The 16,639-nt window shown below is 68.5% G+C and carries 7 protein-coding genes; 3 read left to right on the forward strand and 4 right to left on the reverse strand.

The window, feature by feature from the left end; translation table 11 throughout:
- Window positions 1-560: 560 nt before the first annotated feature.
- Window positions 561-1,139: a manganese efflux pump MntP gene (locus tag AC1DCJ_RS19075; protein WP_038685438.1), complete on the forward strand. Its 579-nt coding sequence runs from the start codon at window positions 561-563 to the stop codon at window positions 1,137-1,139.
- A gap of 25 nt (window positions 1,140-1,164) precedes the next feature.
- Here the strand turns inward: AC1DCJ_RS19075 and AC1DCJ_RS19080 are convergent, their stop codons facing one another.
- Window positions 1,165-4,614 carry a hybrid sensor histidine kinase/response regulator gene (locus AC1DCJ_RS19080; protein ID WP_478071682.1) on the reverse strand — a complete coding sequence of 1,150 codons (3,450 nt, stop codon included), beginning with the start codon at window positions 4,612-4,614 and terminating at the stop codon, window positions 1,165-1,167.
- A gap of 279 nt (window positions 4,615-4,893) precedes the next feature.
- The gene (locus AC1DCJ_RS19085) at window positions 4,894-7,041 is read right to left on the reverse strand and encodes a S46 family peptidase (RefSeq protein ID WP_478071683.1); all 2,148 of its coding nucleotides are present in this window, start codon (window positions 7,039-7,041) and stop codon (window positions 4,894-4,896) included.
- Between the two features lie 122 nt (window positions 7,042-7,163).
- Between AC1DCJ_RS19085 and AC1DCJ_RS19090 the strand changes: the two genes are divergently transcribed.
- Complete coding sequence (locus AC1DCJ_RS19090; protein ID WP_313247273.1) at window positions 7,164-8,843, forward strand: Hsp70 family protein; 1,680 nt, start codon at window positions 7,164-7,166, stop codon at window positions 8,841-8,843.
- On the forward strand, window positions 8,840-10,282 hold the full coding sequence (locus AC1DCJ_RS19095) for a hypothetical protein (RefSeq protein WP_478071684.1): 1,443 nt from the start codon (window positions 8,840-8,842) through the stop codon (window positions 10,280-10,282). Before AC1DCJ_RS19090 ends, AC1DCJ_RS19095 begins: the two co-directional genes overlap by 4 nt.
- Before the next feature lie 57 nt (window positions 10,283-10,339).
- On the opposite strand, the gene AC1DCJ_RS19100 is transcribed toward AC1DCJ_RS19095, so the two are convergent.
- A complete protein-coding gene (locus AC1DCJ_RS19100; protein ID WP_478071685.1) occupies window positions 10,340-14,185 on the reverse strand; it encodes a translocation/assembly module TamB domain-containing protein in 3,846 nt (1,281 codons plus the stop codon).
- Window positions 14,182-15,987, reverse strand: coding sequence for an autotransporter assembly complex protein TamA (locus tag AC1DCJ_RS19105; RefSeq protein ID WP_137190896.1), 1,806 nt, complete (start codon window positions 15,985-15,987; stop codon window positions 14,182-14,184). The genes AC1DCJ_RS19100 and AC1DCJ_RS19105 overlap by 4 nt, the downstream gene beginning before the upstream one ends.
- Between the last annotated feature and the right edge of the window lie 652 nt (window positions 15,988-16,639).

Genomic DNA, 16,639 nt, shown 5'->3' on the forward strand with positions numbered 1-16,639 from the left:
CGGCTCTACCCGTCGAGGGTGCGGCTCTACCCGTCGAGGGTGCGGCGGTTGCATATCCACGCTGCGACGGTCTGGGTGTGCTTGACCCCAGCCGGTAGGGTCGCGCCCCAGCCGACTGCCGATGCGGCCCCCACGTTCGATATTGGCATGACGTTTGAACGGCGCCGGCTGTGGCGTCTGCTTCGTTGAAGGTCATGCCATTCCCGAATGCTGCACACGTCTCGGCAGTCGGCTGGGGCGCGACTCTACCGGTGGTCAGGGCAGCCGACCAACGGTCGGCTCTACCCGCCCCGGCTTATAGCCGAGGCTATGAAAGCCAGCGTTGCCTGCGCAATTGCCGGTAAATGATCGATCCGGTGACCCCGGTGCTAAGCTTCGCGTCCCCTTGGGGAGTAGCCGGATTCCTGCTGCAGGAATCGCCCGCATCAACATACTCGGCCAGTGCGCCGTGGTGCGGGTAGCCATCGTGGTTGGCGAGACCAGCGGTCCGCGTGCGCAACGACAGGTTGGGCGCGTTCGCGGTCCGTTGCTCGCAATCGCCCGACCTGCCGTGTACCTCAATGTCCCCCCTTTCGATCCTGCTGATCGGCTTTGCCATGTCCACCGATGCCTTCGCCGCGGCGATCGGCAAAGGCGCGGCCATGCGCAAGCCACGCTTCCCCGATGCGCTGCGCGCCGGCCTCATCTTCGGCGTCATCGAAGCCATCACCCCGGTGATCGGCTGGTTGCTGGGCCGCGCCGCCCTGCAGTACGTCGAAGCGTTCGACCACTGGATCGCGTTCGGCCTGCTCGGTGCGCTGGGCGTGCACATGATCATCAACGGCATCCGGCCCGATGACAGTGCCGAGGACGAAGACACCAGCAAGCACCATGGTTTCTGGCGGCTGGCCGTCACCGGCTTTGCCACCAGCATCGATGCGATGGCGGTCGGTATCGGCCTGGCCTTCCTGGATGTCCACATCGGCGTGATGGCACTGGTGATCGGCCTGTGCACGTTCACCATGGTCACCGCCGGGGTCATGCTGGGCCGCGTGCTGGGCAACATGGTCGGCAAGCGCGCCGAGATCATCGGCGGCATCATCCTGATCATCATCGGCTCGACCATCCTGTACGAACACCTCAGCGGCGCCATGGGCTGATGCGCCCTGCCCCACCGCCGCGCGGCTACATGTCGCCGCGCGGCGCGTGGAAGGCGGCCAGGAAAGCGCGCAGCGAGGCCGGCTTGATCGGCTTGGTCAGCAACCGGTAGCCGCGCTCGCGCGCCATCCGCTTCAGTTCGTCGCGCCCGTCGGCGGTCAGCAACGCACCGGGAATCGCACGCCCGGCCTTGTCGCGCAGTGCCACCAGCGTATCCAGGCCGTCCAGCCGGTCGTGCAGGTGGTAATCCACCAGCATCACGTCCGGGTGCAGATCCACTTTCTCCAGCGCCTGGTCCACCGTGCTGGCGGTGATCACCTCCACCCCCCAGCGTCCGAGCAGCGCGCGCATGCCGTCCAGGATTTCCTGGTCGTTGTCCACGCACAGCACCCGCATGCCGGCCAGTGAATCGGTCCGGGTCGGGGTGGGCGTCGGCGATGCCAGGGCCGACTGCGGCAGCACCGGCGCGTCCACCCGCGGCAGCATGATCGAGAACATGCTGCCGCTGCCCACCCGGCTGCGTGCGTTGAGCCGGTGGTCGAGCAGGCGCGAGATGCGCTGGCAGATCGACAGCCCCAGCCCCAGCCCCTGCTCGCCCCAGTCGAAGGGCTGCTGGTAGCGGTGGAATTCGTCGAAGATCTGCTGCATGTGGTGCTCGGGAATGCCCGGCCCGGTATCCCAGACCTGCAGCTCCACCTCGTCGCCACGGTGGCGCACCGCCAGCACGATCCGGCCCTGTCGGGTGTAGCGCAACGCGTTGGCGAGGAAGTTCTGCAGCACCCGGCGCAACAGCCGGCGGTCGCTGCGGATCCAGGCCGGGCGCGCGAACAGGTCCAGGCGCAACCCGCGCCCGGCCGCCACCGGCGAGTACTGCGCGGCCAGCTCGCGCATCAACACGCTCACGTCGAAATCGCCGATCACCGGGTGCAGCCCGCCCGCATCCAGCCGCGACACGTCCAGCAGGCCGTCCAGCAGCTCCTCGGCCGCGCGCAGCGAGGCATCCACGCGTTCGGCCAGGTGGCGCTGCTCTTCGTTGTTGTGGTGGCTCTCACGCAGCGCGGAGGCGAACAGCCGCGCCGCGTTCAACGGCTGCAGCACGTCGTGGCTGATCGCCGCCAGGAAGCGCGTCTTGGACTGCTGCGCCACCTCGGCCTCGTGCGAGCGCTCGGCCACGCGCTGTTCCAGGGTTTCGTTGGCCTCCAGCAGCGCTTTTTCGGCGTGCTTGTAATCGGTGATGTCGTTGTAGCTGGTGACATAGCCTCCGCCGGGCAGCGCCTGGCCCCGCATTTCGATGACCTTGCCGTCGCTGCGGGTGCGCTCGAAGATGTGCGGCGAGCCGGCCCGCATATAGCCGATGCGACGGTTGATCTGCACGTCGATGTCGCCCTCGCCCAGCTCGCCGCGTTCGGCGTTGTAGCGGATCAGGTCGGCCACCGGGCGGCCCACGTAGAGCATGCCGTCGGGGTAGCCGAACATCTGCTGGTAGCGTCGGTTCCACGCGGTGAGGCGCATGTCCGGGTCGACCACACTGACCCCGGCGCTGATGTTCTCCAGCGTGGTGGACAGAATCTCGCGGTTGAAGCGCAGCTCCTGGCCGGCTTCGTCCAGCACCGCCACCACTTCGCCCAGGTCCATGCCCGAGCCGCGCAGCAGGCTGGTCAGCAGCAGGCGCGCCGATGCCGCGCCGATCGAGGCGGCCAGCAGGCGCTCGGTGAACTGCACCCAGGCCCGGTCCGCCGGCGCGGACGCCTGCAGCTCGCGGCCCATCGACTGGGCCTGCTCGAAGAACGAGCGCCGCGCATGGCGGTCGCCGACCACCCGCGAGGCCAGCGCCAGCAGGTCCTCGACGTGCACATGGCCCGGCCACGCCCCGGCCACCGACGGCCGCTGCGCATACGGGTCCAGGAACGGCGCCGCGCGCAGGCGTTCGTCCACGCCCGGACGCCAGCGTACCGACACCAGCAGCATCGCCGCGGCATTGACCAGCAACGACCAGAACGTGCCGTGGGTCAACGGGTCCCAGCCGCTCATGCCGAACAGGCGCTGCGGCCGCAGCCAGTCGATGCCGAACGGCCCCTGCACCAGCCATGCCGCGTCCATCCAGCCGGCATGGGTCAGCGCCGGCAACAGCAGCGTGTACACCCAGGTGGCGAAGCCGAGCAGCATGCCCACTTCCACGCCCCGGCGGCTGGCACCGCGCCAGTACAGGCCACCGATCAACCCCGGCGCGAACTGCGCCACCGCCGCGAACGCCATCAAGCCATACGAGGCCAGCGTGCTGTCATTGCTGCTGCCGCGGTAGTAGCTGTAGGCGGCCAGCGCCAGCAGCAGGATCGCGGTGCGCCGGATCCACAGCACCCGCGAGGCCACATCGGCCGCTTCCTGGTGGTCGCCACTGCGGCGCAGCAGCACCGGCATCACCAGGTCGTTACTGACCATGGTGGCCAGCGCGATCGAGGCCACGATGACCATGCCGGTGGCCGCCGAGAAGCCGCCCACGTAGGCCACCAGCGCCAGGAACTTGCGGCCTTCGGCCAGCGGCAGGGCCAGCACCATGCTGTCGTCGGCGACACTGCCGCCGGTGCCGAACAGGGTCACGCCGGCGGTGGCGATCGGGATCACCATCGCCGAGATGATCACCAGGTACGCACCGAACATCCAGCGCGCGCGGCGGATGTCCCGCACGTCGCCGCACTCCACCACCGCCACGTGGAACTGGCGCGGCAGGCAGATGATGGCCAGGAAACTGAGCAGGGTCTGCGAGATGAATCCGACCGGCGGCAACCCGGCAAACAGCGTATGCGCCGACTCCAGCACCGCGTCGGTACGGTCGTTGAGCCACAGGTAGGCGAACAACCCCAGCGCCACCATCGCGATCAGCTTGATCAGCGACTCCAGCGCGATGGCCAGCATCATGCCGTGGTGATGCTCGGTGGCATCCACCTGGCGGGTACCGAACAGGGTGGCAAACAGCGCCATCAGCAGCGCCACGTACAGCGCCGGATCGGTGAAGAAACCGGTGGGCCCGACATTGCCGGTGAGCACCTGCAGGCTCATCGCCACCGCTTTGTACTGCAACGCCAGGTACGGCACGATGCCGATCAGCGCGATCACCGCCACCAGCGCGGCCAGCCGCCGCGAGCGCCCGAACCGCGAGGAGATGAAGTCGGCGATGGACACCACGTTCTGGCTGCGCGCGATCAGCGCCAGGCGCTCGATGATGCGCCAGCCGAACAGCCACAGCAGCAGCGGCCCCAGGTAGATCGGCAGGTAACCGATGCCGTTGCGCACCGCCGTGCCCACCGCCCCGTAGAAGGTCCACGACGAGCAGTACACCGCCAGCGCCAGGCTGTAGACCACCGGCCGCAGCCACGGCCGGTCGGGGTACATCGGGCGACGGTCGCCCCACCACGCCACGCCGAACAACAGCGCGGCATAGGCCACCGATACCAACAGCAGGATCCAGCTGGAGACCACGAGGTGATTCCGTCAGGGTAAACAGCAGTAGATCACGACCGTTGGTCGTGATGGAAACATCGCCACCGCCCAACCGGCCGGCCGACCACGACGGTTGGCCGTGATTGCCGGCAGCGTGCCCACCAACGGTGGGCACCTACCGGGGCGGTGACGCCCATCGCCCTACCGGGGCGGTGACGCCCATCGCCCTACCGGGGCGGTGACGCCCATCGCCCCACCGGACCGGTCACGCCCCACCCAACCGGTAGGTCACGACCGTCGGTCGTGACCCGCCCCGGCTCATTCCGCCGGAACGCCCATTTCCTTCAGCAGCTCGGGCGCCGGGTACACCTTGGCCAGCAACCAGCGCAGGTAGCGCATGTCCACGTGCACGGCGCGCTTGTAGCGCGGGTCGAACCACCAGCTGGCGCTCACCGATTCCCAGTTGCTGTCGAAGTTCAGCCCGATCAGCTCGCCCTTGGCGTTGAGCACCGGCGAGCCGGAGTTGCCACCGGTGGTGTCCAGGTTGGTCAGGAAGTTGACCGTCTGGGTCTTCAGCACCGGGTCGGCGGTGGAGCCGAAGTCGCCCTTGGCGATGGCGGCCAGCAGCGGCTTGGGTGCATCGAACGGATAGGCGTTGGTGTTCTTCTCCACGATGCCGGCCACGGTGGTCACCGGGTCGAAATGCACCGCATCGCGCGGCGACAGCGCTTCCACCTTGCCGTAGCTGATGCGCAGCGTGCGGTTGGCATCGGGGTACACCGCGCGCCCCTGCTTGGCACGCCAGGCAAACAGCGCCTGCATGTAGGCCGGGCGCAGGCGCAGCTGTTCACCGGCGCGGGCCTTGCTCTGGTCGTCCAGGCGCAGCTGCGCGGCTACCAGCGGGCCGGCCAGGTCGATCAGCGGGTCGCGCGCCAGCGGCTTGCCGTCCTTCGCGGCGGCAAACCGCGACAGGCGCTGGGGTTCCTCACCCAGCGTGGTGCTGGCATACAGGCCGTCCAGCGCCTTGGCCAGCGCCGCCGGGGTGCGCCCGAAGGCCGCGTCGAACTCGGGCACGCGCTGTGCCTCGGGCAGCTGCTGGTAGCGGGTCAGCAGCGTGGTCAGCAGCGCCTTTTCCACCTCGGGCGAGTAGCGACGCTGCACCTGCTTCAAGGTGCCTTCGATCAGCGCCAGGTCGCGCTGCTGGTAGCCGCTTTCGCGCTCGGCATCGGGCTTGGCCGATTCAATGCGCAGGCGTTCCAGGGTCAGCGCCGAACGCAGCAGCTGGCTCTGCGCCGACAGCAGGTCCAGCAGCAGGTCGCGTTCACCCACCGACGCGCCCTGCGACAACGAGCCCAGCAGCGCCTGGATGTCGCCTTGGAATTGGGCGTCGGTAGCCTTCAGCATCGCGCCTTCATCGCTGGCGCGCTGGGTCTTGGCATCGCTGCGCAGCAGGCCTTCCAGCTCGCCGGCGGCGCGCTTGCGGTTGTTCTTCAGCGACTGCAGCTGCGAGGCGTAGCGGGTACGCGCCTGCGCATCCTTGGCGGTAGCCGCCTCGATGGTGTCGATCATCTGCTGGAACACCGCCACCCGGCGCGGCAGCACCGCATCGATCTGGCTGGCGAACTCGGCGGCGGTGCGGTGCCGGTAGGTGATGCCCGGGTAGCCGGCCAGCATCGCGTAATCGCCCGTCTTCGGCCCATCGATGGCCATCTTCAGGTGCGCTGGTGGCTGGTAGGGCACGTTGTCCGGGCTGTACGGGGCCGGCTTGCCGTCCTTGCCCACATAGGCACGCAGCAGGGTGAAGTCGCCGGTGTGGCGCGGCCACATGAAATTGTCGATCTCATCGCCGTAGTTGCCGATCGCACGCGGCGGCGCGTACACCAGCCGCACGTCGCTCAGCTCCAGCTGGCGGATGCGGTAGAAGTCGGTGCCGTAGTACATGTCGGCCACGCTGCAGCGCACGTTGCCTTCCTTCTCGCAGTCGGCCACCAGTTGCTTGCTGGCACGGTCGACCGCATCGAAATAGGCGCGCCCGGTCTTGCCACGCGCGTCGCGCAGCACCTCGTCGGTGACCTTGTCGAAACCGGTGGTGACCAGCACGCGGAAGTCCGGGTTGGCCGCGCGTTCGTCGCTGCGACCCTGGGCAATGAAGCCGTTGTCGATCAGGTTGTGCTCGGGCGAGCTGTTGTACTGGATCACGCCCATCGCCACGTGGTGGTTCGTCAGCAGCAGGCCGTCGGCGGACACGAACGAACCGGTACCGCCACCGGCACGCACCACCGCGCTCAGCGGCGGCGCGGTGACGTTGGCCAGGTCGGCCGGGTTGCCCTTGAAGCCGGCCGCCTTCAGCGGCTTGGCCAGATCCGGCAGCTGCGTCGGCATCCACATGCCTTCATCGGCGTGGGCGCCGGCGGCGAGGGTCAGGCCAAGGGCCAGGGCGGCGGTCAGGGGTTTGCGTGGCGACATGGGCACTTCCGGTACGTCAGAACAGCCCGGGACCATAGCCGCTGCGCCCGGCAGGGGCAACGGCCGATGGTCAGGATGCGCGGAGGCTGGCTAGAATCGGCGCTTCGCAAAGGGGATTGCAGATGATCGTAGGAATCGATCTGGGCACCACGCACTCGCTGATCGGGGTGCACCGTGCCACCGGGGGGGAACTGTTTCCCAACGCACACGGCGACCTGCTGACACCGTCGGTGGTCAGCCTCGACGGCGACACCGTGCTGGTGGGCAAACCGGCCCAGGACCGGCTGGTCACCCATCCGGGGCTCAGCGTGGCCACCTTCAAGCGTCTGATGGGCACCGCCCACGAAACGCGCCTGGGCGAACGCCGGTTCCGTCCCGAGGAGCTGTCCGCGCTGGTGCTGCGCTCGCTGCTGGCCGACGCGGAGGCCGCGTTGGGCGAGAAAGTGCGCGAAGCGGTGATCAGCGTGCCGGCCTACTTTACCGACGCCCAGCGCAAGGCCACCCGGGCGGCCGGCGAACTGGCCGGCATCCGCGTGGAGCGCCTGATCAACGAGCCCACGGCCGCCGCACTGGCCTATGGGCTGCGCGACCGTGCCGGCGAGGGCCGGGTGCTGGTGCTCGACCTGGGCGGCGGCACCTTCGACGTCTCGATCCTGGAGCTGTTCGACGGCGTGGTGGAAGTCCATGCCACCGCCGGGGACAACTACCTGGGCGGCGAGGATTTCCTCACGTTGCTGGTCAAGGCCTTCTACACGCGCCACGGGATCGACCCGCGCCGCGTCGCGGCCGCCGATGCGGCGGTGGTGCGCCATCGCCTGGAGCAGTTCAAGCGCGACCTGACCGACGAACGCAGCGCCCAGCTGCAGCTCCGGCTGGGCGGTGAGGACCTGCGCTGGCAGCTGGAGGAAGCCGAGTTCGCCCAGCTTGCCGAGCCGCTGCTGCAGCGAATGCGCGCGCCGATCGAACGCGCCATGCGCGATGCGCGGCTCAAGCCGGCCGACCTGGACGACATCGTGCTGGTGGGCGGTGCGGTACGCATGCCGATGGTGGCCCGGCTGGTCACCCGCATGTTCGGCCGCCTGCCGCTGCGCCACATCCATCCCGACCAGGCCATCGCGCTGGGCGCCACTGTGGCGGCCGGCCTGAAAAGCCGCGATGCATCGCTGGAGGAAGTGGTGCTTACCGACGTGTGCCCCTACACCCTGGGCACGCAGGTCGCCCACCGGGTGGGCCATCAGGTCCAGACCGGCTACTTCCATCCCATCATTCCGCGCAACGCAGTGGTGCCGGTGAGCCGGGAGGATGAGTTCTTCCCCATGCAGGACGAGCAGAAGCAGGTGCGCATCGACATCTACCAGGGCGAGAGCCCGATGGTGGACAAGAACATCAAGCTGGGCGAAATCAACGTACCGCTCACCGCCGGGAAGGGCAGCGCCGGGGTACGCGTGCGCTTCACCTACGATATCAACGGCCTGCTGCAGGTGGAGGTGACCGAGTCGGCCACCGGCCAGCGGCATGAACTGCTGATCGAACAGAACCCCGGCCTGCTCGACGACGCACAGATCCGTGAGCGCCTGGCAAAGCTTGACGCACTGAAGATCCATCCGCGCGAGCAGCAGCAGAACCTGGCCCTGTTGACCCGCGCCGAACGGCTGTACGAAGAACACGTCGCGCTGCGGTCGACCCTGCAGGAGTGGATCGCGCAGTTCCGCAGCCGGCTGGAAAGCCAGGACCTGGCCCTGATCGAACAGGATCGCCAGCGTTTTGCCACCGCCATGGACGACCTGGAAATCATGGCATGAGCATCGCCGCCGAGCTGTGGGCACTGGCGGCGGATGGCGACGAACGCGCGGTCAAGCGTGCCTATGCGCGCGCGCTCAAGCAGACCCGGCCGGACGAGGATGCGACGGCATTCCAGCAGCTGCACGACGCTTACCAGCACGCACTGGCGCGATGCCGCGCCTCGGCCGACGACGACAACCCGGACAGCAACTGGGCCGATGCGGAGGGCAGCAGTGCGCCCGGGCAGGCCGCGCCCGCGGTGGCCACGGTTGCCGCACCGATGGCCGCCGTCCCTGCCGCCGCCCATCGGGTGGACCTGCCCGTGCCAGCCCAGCCGCTGCCGGCAGAAGCTGCGGATGCGCTGCTGCACGCCGCGGCCAGCTGTCCCCCGGAAGACTTCCCGGCATGGCTCAGGACCCAGGCACACCGCTGGTCGCTGGACACCCGCGATGACATCGCCGCCGAGGTGCTCAAGGCCCTGCGCGACGAACGCGCGCCGATGTCGCAGTACAACGTGGATGCGCTGTATCGCGCGTTCGGCTGGGACGACATCGCCAGCGGGCTGGACCCGCGCGAGCTGCAGTGGCGGCGGGAGCGGGCCGACCAGGCGTGGATGCTGCAACCGGCCCAGCGCCGGGCCCTGACCGCCTTGCTTACCGGCCGCATCCGCGGTTGGCTCACCCCCGAAGAAACCACGGCGCGGCTGGCGCTGCTGCAACAGCCACGTACACCCCTGCGTAACCTGCTGTCGGCGCTGCTGCCGTCGCGGACCGAGCACGTGGCCGCCCTCATGGCGGTGCTGGGCTGCCACCCCGGCGTTCCGCTGCCGATGGGCATCGACGCCGGCCAGACCACCTTCTGGTCGGCCATGACCGATGAATTCAGTCGCGTTGCCCTGCAGGCCCGGCTGCTGCGCGGCGTCGCGGTAGGGGGGCTGCTGGCGCTGTGCCTATGCGGGGCGGTGTGGGCCGGCAGCGATGTGGTGGATTGGATACTCGCCGACGTGGACAGCCGCGTGCGCACCCCCCTGGCGGTGCTGGGCACCCTGTTGGCCCCGGTGATCTTCCTTGCCGCCCGCACCGCCTACCGCTTCGTGCATGCCTGGCAGGGGGCTCCGGAAGATGCACCGGTTGCGCTGCCGTGGTTGCGTATTCTGGCCCTGCCCCTGCTGATCGGCGCGACCTTCGGCCTCTGGTGGCTGACCATCAACCGGCTGCAGGATCCCTTCTGGGGCATCGTCGGCTGTTGGTGGCTGACCTGGGTGGCGACGGGCCTGGCGCAGTGGCGCTATCACACGCGCCGTGGCCAGCTGGTGCCCTCGGGCGTATTCACCCTGATCGGCCGGGTCGTGGGCATGGCCACGGTGTTCCTGGGGCTGATGACGGCCATCGGCTACTGGGCCGCCGACCTGTTCAGCCACCGGGACCAGCTGCGCTGGCGCCGCCAGCGGGACCGGTAGCCCCGACCCCGCTGCGGCCCCCAGCCTGGCATGACCGCGCACGCGCGGTCATGTCGGCTACTTTTCGCGCCGCCAGTTCAACGAGCCGCGGTTTTCCACCGTGCTCGATTCCACTTCCACGTCGAAGCCACGCCGCAGCAGGTATTTCAGGGTCAGCACCGAGCCGCTGCCGACCAGCGATACGCCGTAGCCGACATACAGCTTGGGCGAGATGTACTTGCCCACGCCGATCACCGAGCCGCCCAGCGCACGCGACTGGCTCACCCCGGCATCGTCCAGGCCGAGCTTGGCGCCCAGCTGCGAGGCCAGCAGGCCGCTGCCGGCCGAGATCGCCGCCGACGCCGCGTTGACCTGCTGGGCCTGGTCGCTGCTGGCGCCGGTCAAGCTGCGGCCCAGCACCAGGTAGGCCAGCGCCTCGGACTGCGACATCGCCGGGGTCGACCACACATCCACCCGCGGCGACTGCGCACGGCCGCTGACATCGATACCGGCCACCACGTCACCGATGGTGCGTTCGGCGCGGATGTTGATGCGCGGATCGGCCACCGCGTTGTAGTTCCAGCTGAGGTTGCCGCGGGTGATGGTCAGGTCCTGGCCATAGGCCTTGTAGCGCCCGCTGACTTCCAGCCCGCCGTTTGCGGTCATCTCCCGGCCCGGGCGCGACCACACCTGCATCTTGCCGCCCAGCGCGCCCTTCAGGCCGAAGCCACTCATCTTGACCTTGTCGCCCAGGCTGACGGTGAGGTCCATGTCCAGCGGCGAGGTCGGGGTTTCTTCCGGATCCACCGGGTCCAGCACCACCACGTCCTCGGACACGGAGGTACCGCGGTCCAGGCGTTCCAGGTCGAGATCGGCCTCGGGCACATGCACGCTGCCACGCAGCTGCATGGCGGTGCCGGCCAGGGTGAAATCCAGATCCGGGTTGGCGATCACGCGCAGTTCGGGGGTATTGGCCAGCAGCACGTTCTCGCCGTGGATGTGCAGCTGCAACGGCTGCGCATCGCCGAACCAGGACAGCCCGCCATCGACGAACAGCGTGCCCTGGCCCGAATTGGCCTGCGCGGTGATCTTGGCCGAGCCATCTGGCTGTGCGGTGAAGCTGCCCTTGCCTTCATCGAAGGTCAGGCCCAGCGCCGGGAACTCGCCCTTGAACTTGCTCAGCGTGGCCTCACCGCCCAGCGACGGCGTGCCGCGCGTGCCGCGCAGGCTGACGTGGCCTTCGATCAGCCCGGTCGGGCGCACGATGTCCGGCGAGAACAGCTCCAACCAGTACAGCCGCGCGATGTTCATGTACAGCTCGCCGGTGAGCGGCGCATTGGCATCCCACCCGGTCTGGACCTTGGCGTCGACGAAGCCGTCGCCCTGGAAGCCGACGCCGAGCTTGGCGTTGATCTGCGCCTGGGTCATTTCCACGTCGGCGGAGAAGTGGTCGTAGCGCACCAGTTCACCGCGTGCGTTGTCGCCCAGGCGGATGCCGCCCTCCATCGAGGCCACCTTGAAGTTGCCTTCAAAGGCGTTGCCACGCGGACGGATGCGGCCATCCAGGGTCAGTTCGCCACGCAGGTACATGCGCCGTCCCGACTGCGGTGGCAGCCACGGCTGCACCAGCGCCAGCGGCAGTGCATCGCCCCGCACCAGCAGGCCTTCGCGCGGCCAGTTGGCGCTGGCGCACAACGCCCCGCCAGTGGCTGCGCCCAGGCAGGCATCGCTGAGGGTGAAATTGCTGCCCTGCACGCCGAAGGTGGCCGGCGCGCGCAGGCTCCACGCATCGCCCTTGACCGGCGCGATGCGCAGGGCGGTGAGGTCGCCGCGCCAGGCCTGGCCCTGCTGGCGCACGCCACCGCTCAGGGCGACCGCACCCAGTTCGTTCCTGGTCTGCGCATCCAGGCGCAGGTTGGACAGGCTGCCGCGCGCATCCACGTTGAGCGTGTCCAGCAGCATGCCGACCTGCACCTTGCGGCCCTGCACCGCCAACGTGCCGCTGTCGCCCTGCCACGGCAGGCGCCCCTTGATGCTGATCGCCTCGGCACTCCAGTCGTTCCAGCGCAGGCCGTTGCCCACCAGGTCGGCGCTGATGTCCGGCGCGGTGCGCGGTCCCTTCACCAGCACGTGGCCGCGCAGGCTGCCGGTGCTGCCCGGCAGCAGGTCGTCCAGGTTCACCGGCTCCAGCTGCGCGTCGATATCCAGCCGGTCACCCACCGAGCCCTTGGCCGTCAGGCGGCTGTTGCCCACCGCCAGTTTCACGTTGCCCTCGCCCTGCTCACCGCGCAGCGCGAACTTGCCCTGTGCGTCCACCGTGCGCTTGCGCAGCATGCCCTTGATCCCGGGCACGTCCACGGTGGCTTCGTAGGCGCCGGCGGTACCGGCCGGGCTGCCGGCCGGCGGCGGCAACTGCCGGCCCTTGGAGGCCAGTGCGCCGGACAGCTTGCCGTCCCAGCCCGGTGCGAAATAGCCCGGGTCGAATCCGGCCAGCTTGGCGGCCACGTCCCAGTCCAGCTGCGGTGCCCACGCCACCTGGCCGGTGACGTCCAGCGACCCGCCCGGGGTACTGGCCAGCAACTGCTTGATCGACGCCGCCTGGTCGTTGCCGCGCACATCGAAGGTCAGGTCGGCGGTCTGCTTTTCACGCTCCACCGAGGCATTGCCTACCGCCGCCCAGTTCTTGAGCGTGCCGGCCAGGCCCATCCGCGCCTCTTTCAGCGTCACCGGCACCGGCGCGGCGGCGCCGGCGGTGGTGGTATCGGCGGCCGGCACGAAGGTGAGGTCGTTGGCCACGATCGAGAAGCGCAGGCTGGCGTTTTCCTTGTCGGTGAAATCCGCCTTGCCCTGCAGGCGTGCCTGGCCACCGAAGGCCTTCACCTGCAGCGGCGCCACGGTCAGCACCTGGTCGGCCAGGCCCACCTTGGACGGTGCCAGTTCCACCGCGATGTCGCCCTGCTTGAAGCTGCCCTGCAGGTTGGCCTGGCCGCCCTTGCCGTCGGCCTTGAACTCCAGCGCCATCGGCATGCTGGTGCTGGCATCCATGCCCGGTACCAGCAGCGACAGATCCAACTCACGGGTACGTGCGCTGGCCGTCCACACCGGGTCGGTGCGGCCGTCGAACACCACGCTTGCCTGCAGCGGCGCCGGCGCGTTGCCGGCCACCGCCACTTCCATATGGCCCAGGTCGCCGCGTGCCACCAGGCCCAGCCGCGCGGGCGTGCGCCCCAGCGGCGCCGGCAGGCGCGCGCCGATGGTGATGTCGGTGTCGTAGTCGCTGCGTGGCAGGTAACGCCCGTCCACGCGGAAGTCGCCCAGGTCGCTGTCGATCTTGAGCTGGCTGGCGCGGAATTCGCCATTGGCAATTTCCACCCCGCCGCGCAGCGTGGTGATGTCGATCAGTGGCTGCTGCGCCTGGGTGATGCGGAAGCCATCGATGATGATGGTGTCGGCCTGGATCGCCAGCGGCATTTCAATCTGCGGCAGCGAGTCCGGCCACGACGGCAGTTCGAACGGCTCATCGCTCTTGGCCAGGTTCAGCGAGGCGTTCTTGAGCTGCAGCGCGTCCAGCTGCAGCTTGCGCCCCAGCAGCGGGCGGATGTCCGGATCGAGGTAGGCGCGCTCGGCGGTGAAGTGGATATCGTCGTAACGGAAATCCAGGTCATGCAGCACCAGAGGCCCGGCGACCGGGCCATCGACCTTGCTCCACTTCAACGTGGCGCCCACCGGCAGCCGCGCCACCACCTGGGCCAGCAGCACGTCGCGACCGGCCACGGTCTGCAGCAGCCAGTACAGCAACAACAGCGCCAGCAGCACCAGGCCCAGCACGGTGAAGCCGGACCACGCCCAGAAGCGGCGCTTGCGGTAGAAACGCACGCGCGGCGGCGGCGGCGTGGCGGGTGCGGACGGGGTCGGCGTGCTCACAGGTCCGCTCCGATGTTCAGGTACAGCTGGAACTGCGAATCCGGATCGTTCAGGCCGTGCGCGATATCCACGCGCACCGGGCCCACCGGCGATTTCCAGCGCACGCCGAAGCCCACGCCGGTGTGCAGGTCGATGGTGTTGTCGAACGCGCTGCCGGTGTCGACGAAGACCGCCGCACCCCACGGGCCGCCCTTGAAGTAATGCTCATACTCGGCCGAGCCGACCACCAGGTTCTTGGCACCCAGCGCGAACTTGTCCGGCGCCGGCGTACGCGGCCCCACTTCGCGGAACGCGTAACCGCGGATGCTGCGGTCGCCACCGGCGAAGAAGCGCAGGCTGGGCGGCATCGCCACCAGGTCACTGGTCCAGGTGGTGCCGCCTTCGCCGCGCAGGATCAGGCGGTCGCTGTCGCCGATCGGCACGTACCAGCGCAGCACCATGTTGGCCTGCACGAAGCTGGTGTCCGAGCCCACGCCTTCCACGCCACCGCGCAGCGTCGCGCTGCCGCTGATGCCGCGGCGCGGGAACAGCTCGTCGTCCACGTTGACGTAGTCGGCCACCAGCTGCGGGTAGACCAGCGTAGAGGTGGTGTAGAGCGCATCGTTGAACTCGGTGCCCGACGCGTAGCGCCAGCGCTCGCGCAGCGCGTTGATCGAGGCGATCGCCGTCCAGTGCTCGTTGATTTCACCGCTGCGGCTGGCCGACAGCTTGAAGTTGCGCAGGTCGATGTAGTCGGTCTGCTCATCGTAGGCACTGGCGGTGAAGGCGTACCAGCCATCCAGCCAGGCGAAGGCCGGAATGCGGTAGCTGGTGACCAGACTCTTGCGCTTCTGCGCATAGTCCAGCTGGGTGTTCATTTTGTGGCCGCGGTTGTTCAGGAACCGCCGTTCCAGACCGCCGCGCACACCGGCGCCGCTTTCGCTGCCGTAGCTCAGGCCGGCGGTGTAGATCGACCGCTTGGCGCGGGTCAGGTTGACGTCCACCGGCACATCGCCGTTGGCATCGGCCTGGTCCGGGCGGGGCTGGATGTCGATCACGCTGAAGTAGTCCAGCTTGGTCAGCGACTCGCGCAGGCGGTCCAGCTTGCCTTCGTGGAAATAGCTGCCCTTTTCCCAGTACACCAGCGGGTCGAACAGTTTGTCGACGAAATAGTCCTGGTGGAAGCGGATATCGCCCATGTTGTAACGGCGGCCGCTGTCCCAGGTCAGGTCGATGTCGGCGGCATTGTCGGCGCGGGTGACCTGCACCTGGCGCTGGGTGTAGTCGGCATCGAAGTAGCCGCGCTCGGCCAGGCGCCGGGTCACGGTGATCTTGCTGGCTTCGTACTGGGTATGCTCGAAACGCTGGCCCTTGCGCGGCTTGAACTTCTCCAGATCTTCCTGCAGGTACTGGTCCAGCTGCGCCGGGCCGGTGATGTCGATATGCTCGCGGCGCACCAGCGTGGGCGGGCCCTTGTCGACCTGGATCACCACGCGCAGGTTCTCGCCCTCGCGCGGGCTGTCCACCTTGATCACCGGGTTGTAGTAGCCGAACGGCTCCAGGGCTTCCCGGGTCTGGCGCTCGGCCTGGGACAACAGATACTCCAGCCGCGACTCGCCCTGGGGCTTGCCGATGGTGTCGTACAGGGACAGCGAGACCTCGATGTTCTCGATCATCTCGGCGTCGTCGCCCTTGTCCAGTCCTTTGATTTCCACCTTGTCGATGGTTCCGCGTGCGTGTGCCACCGAGGCGGTGACCAGCGACAGGAACATCAGGGGAAGGGCGTAATTCTTTGGCTGCATGCGCACAGCATAACGGCCCATCGTGACCATGCGAAATCCGACCGGGTCGTTCAGAACGACGGTGAAGAAGTCGTAAAAATCGCCCACCGTGTCGACTTTGGCGGTTTCCAGCGTGTTCGATGCCGGCAGCCTGCTCAAACCGACACACCACGCCGGCATCCGCGCGCAAAGAAAGGCGCGTCTCCCATCTGCGGGGAGCGTCTTGTTGCAAGGGCTGTCGCAGCATGAGCACGACGCTACGCGGGTGGTCGGGTGTGCCAGGTGACGTTTGGATCGGCGTCTCCGATCGGGATGGTCGCGAGCGTGAGGGCCCCGTAGCAGCCGGTAGACCCCTGGTGCAAATGTCCCCCGGCCGCGTGGCGGCCTCCTCCTTTATTTTGCCCAGGAGCCTACCGGCCGCTACGGGACTCGGCTTGCGGTGCGCAGGTGGAGGAGGTGGTCGGTGGGTCGGGTGCTGGGCCCCGATGCCCTTGGAGGCGAAATAAAGGGGGAGGGGGCGGCCGCAGGCCGACGCCGGAGGACATTCGCCGGAAAGGGCATCGGGGCCCAGCGCCCGACATGCCGACGGCTTCGCCTGGAAAGCGTCAAGCACGTTTCGGCTTGCCCCTCACAGGGGCGAAGAATCCAAAAAAAGCGCCCGGACAGACCGGGCGCGTTCAAGCCAGCAGGCGCG

It is taken from the genome of Stenotrophomonas sp. 10N36 (assembly GCF_056395005.1).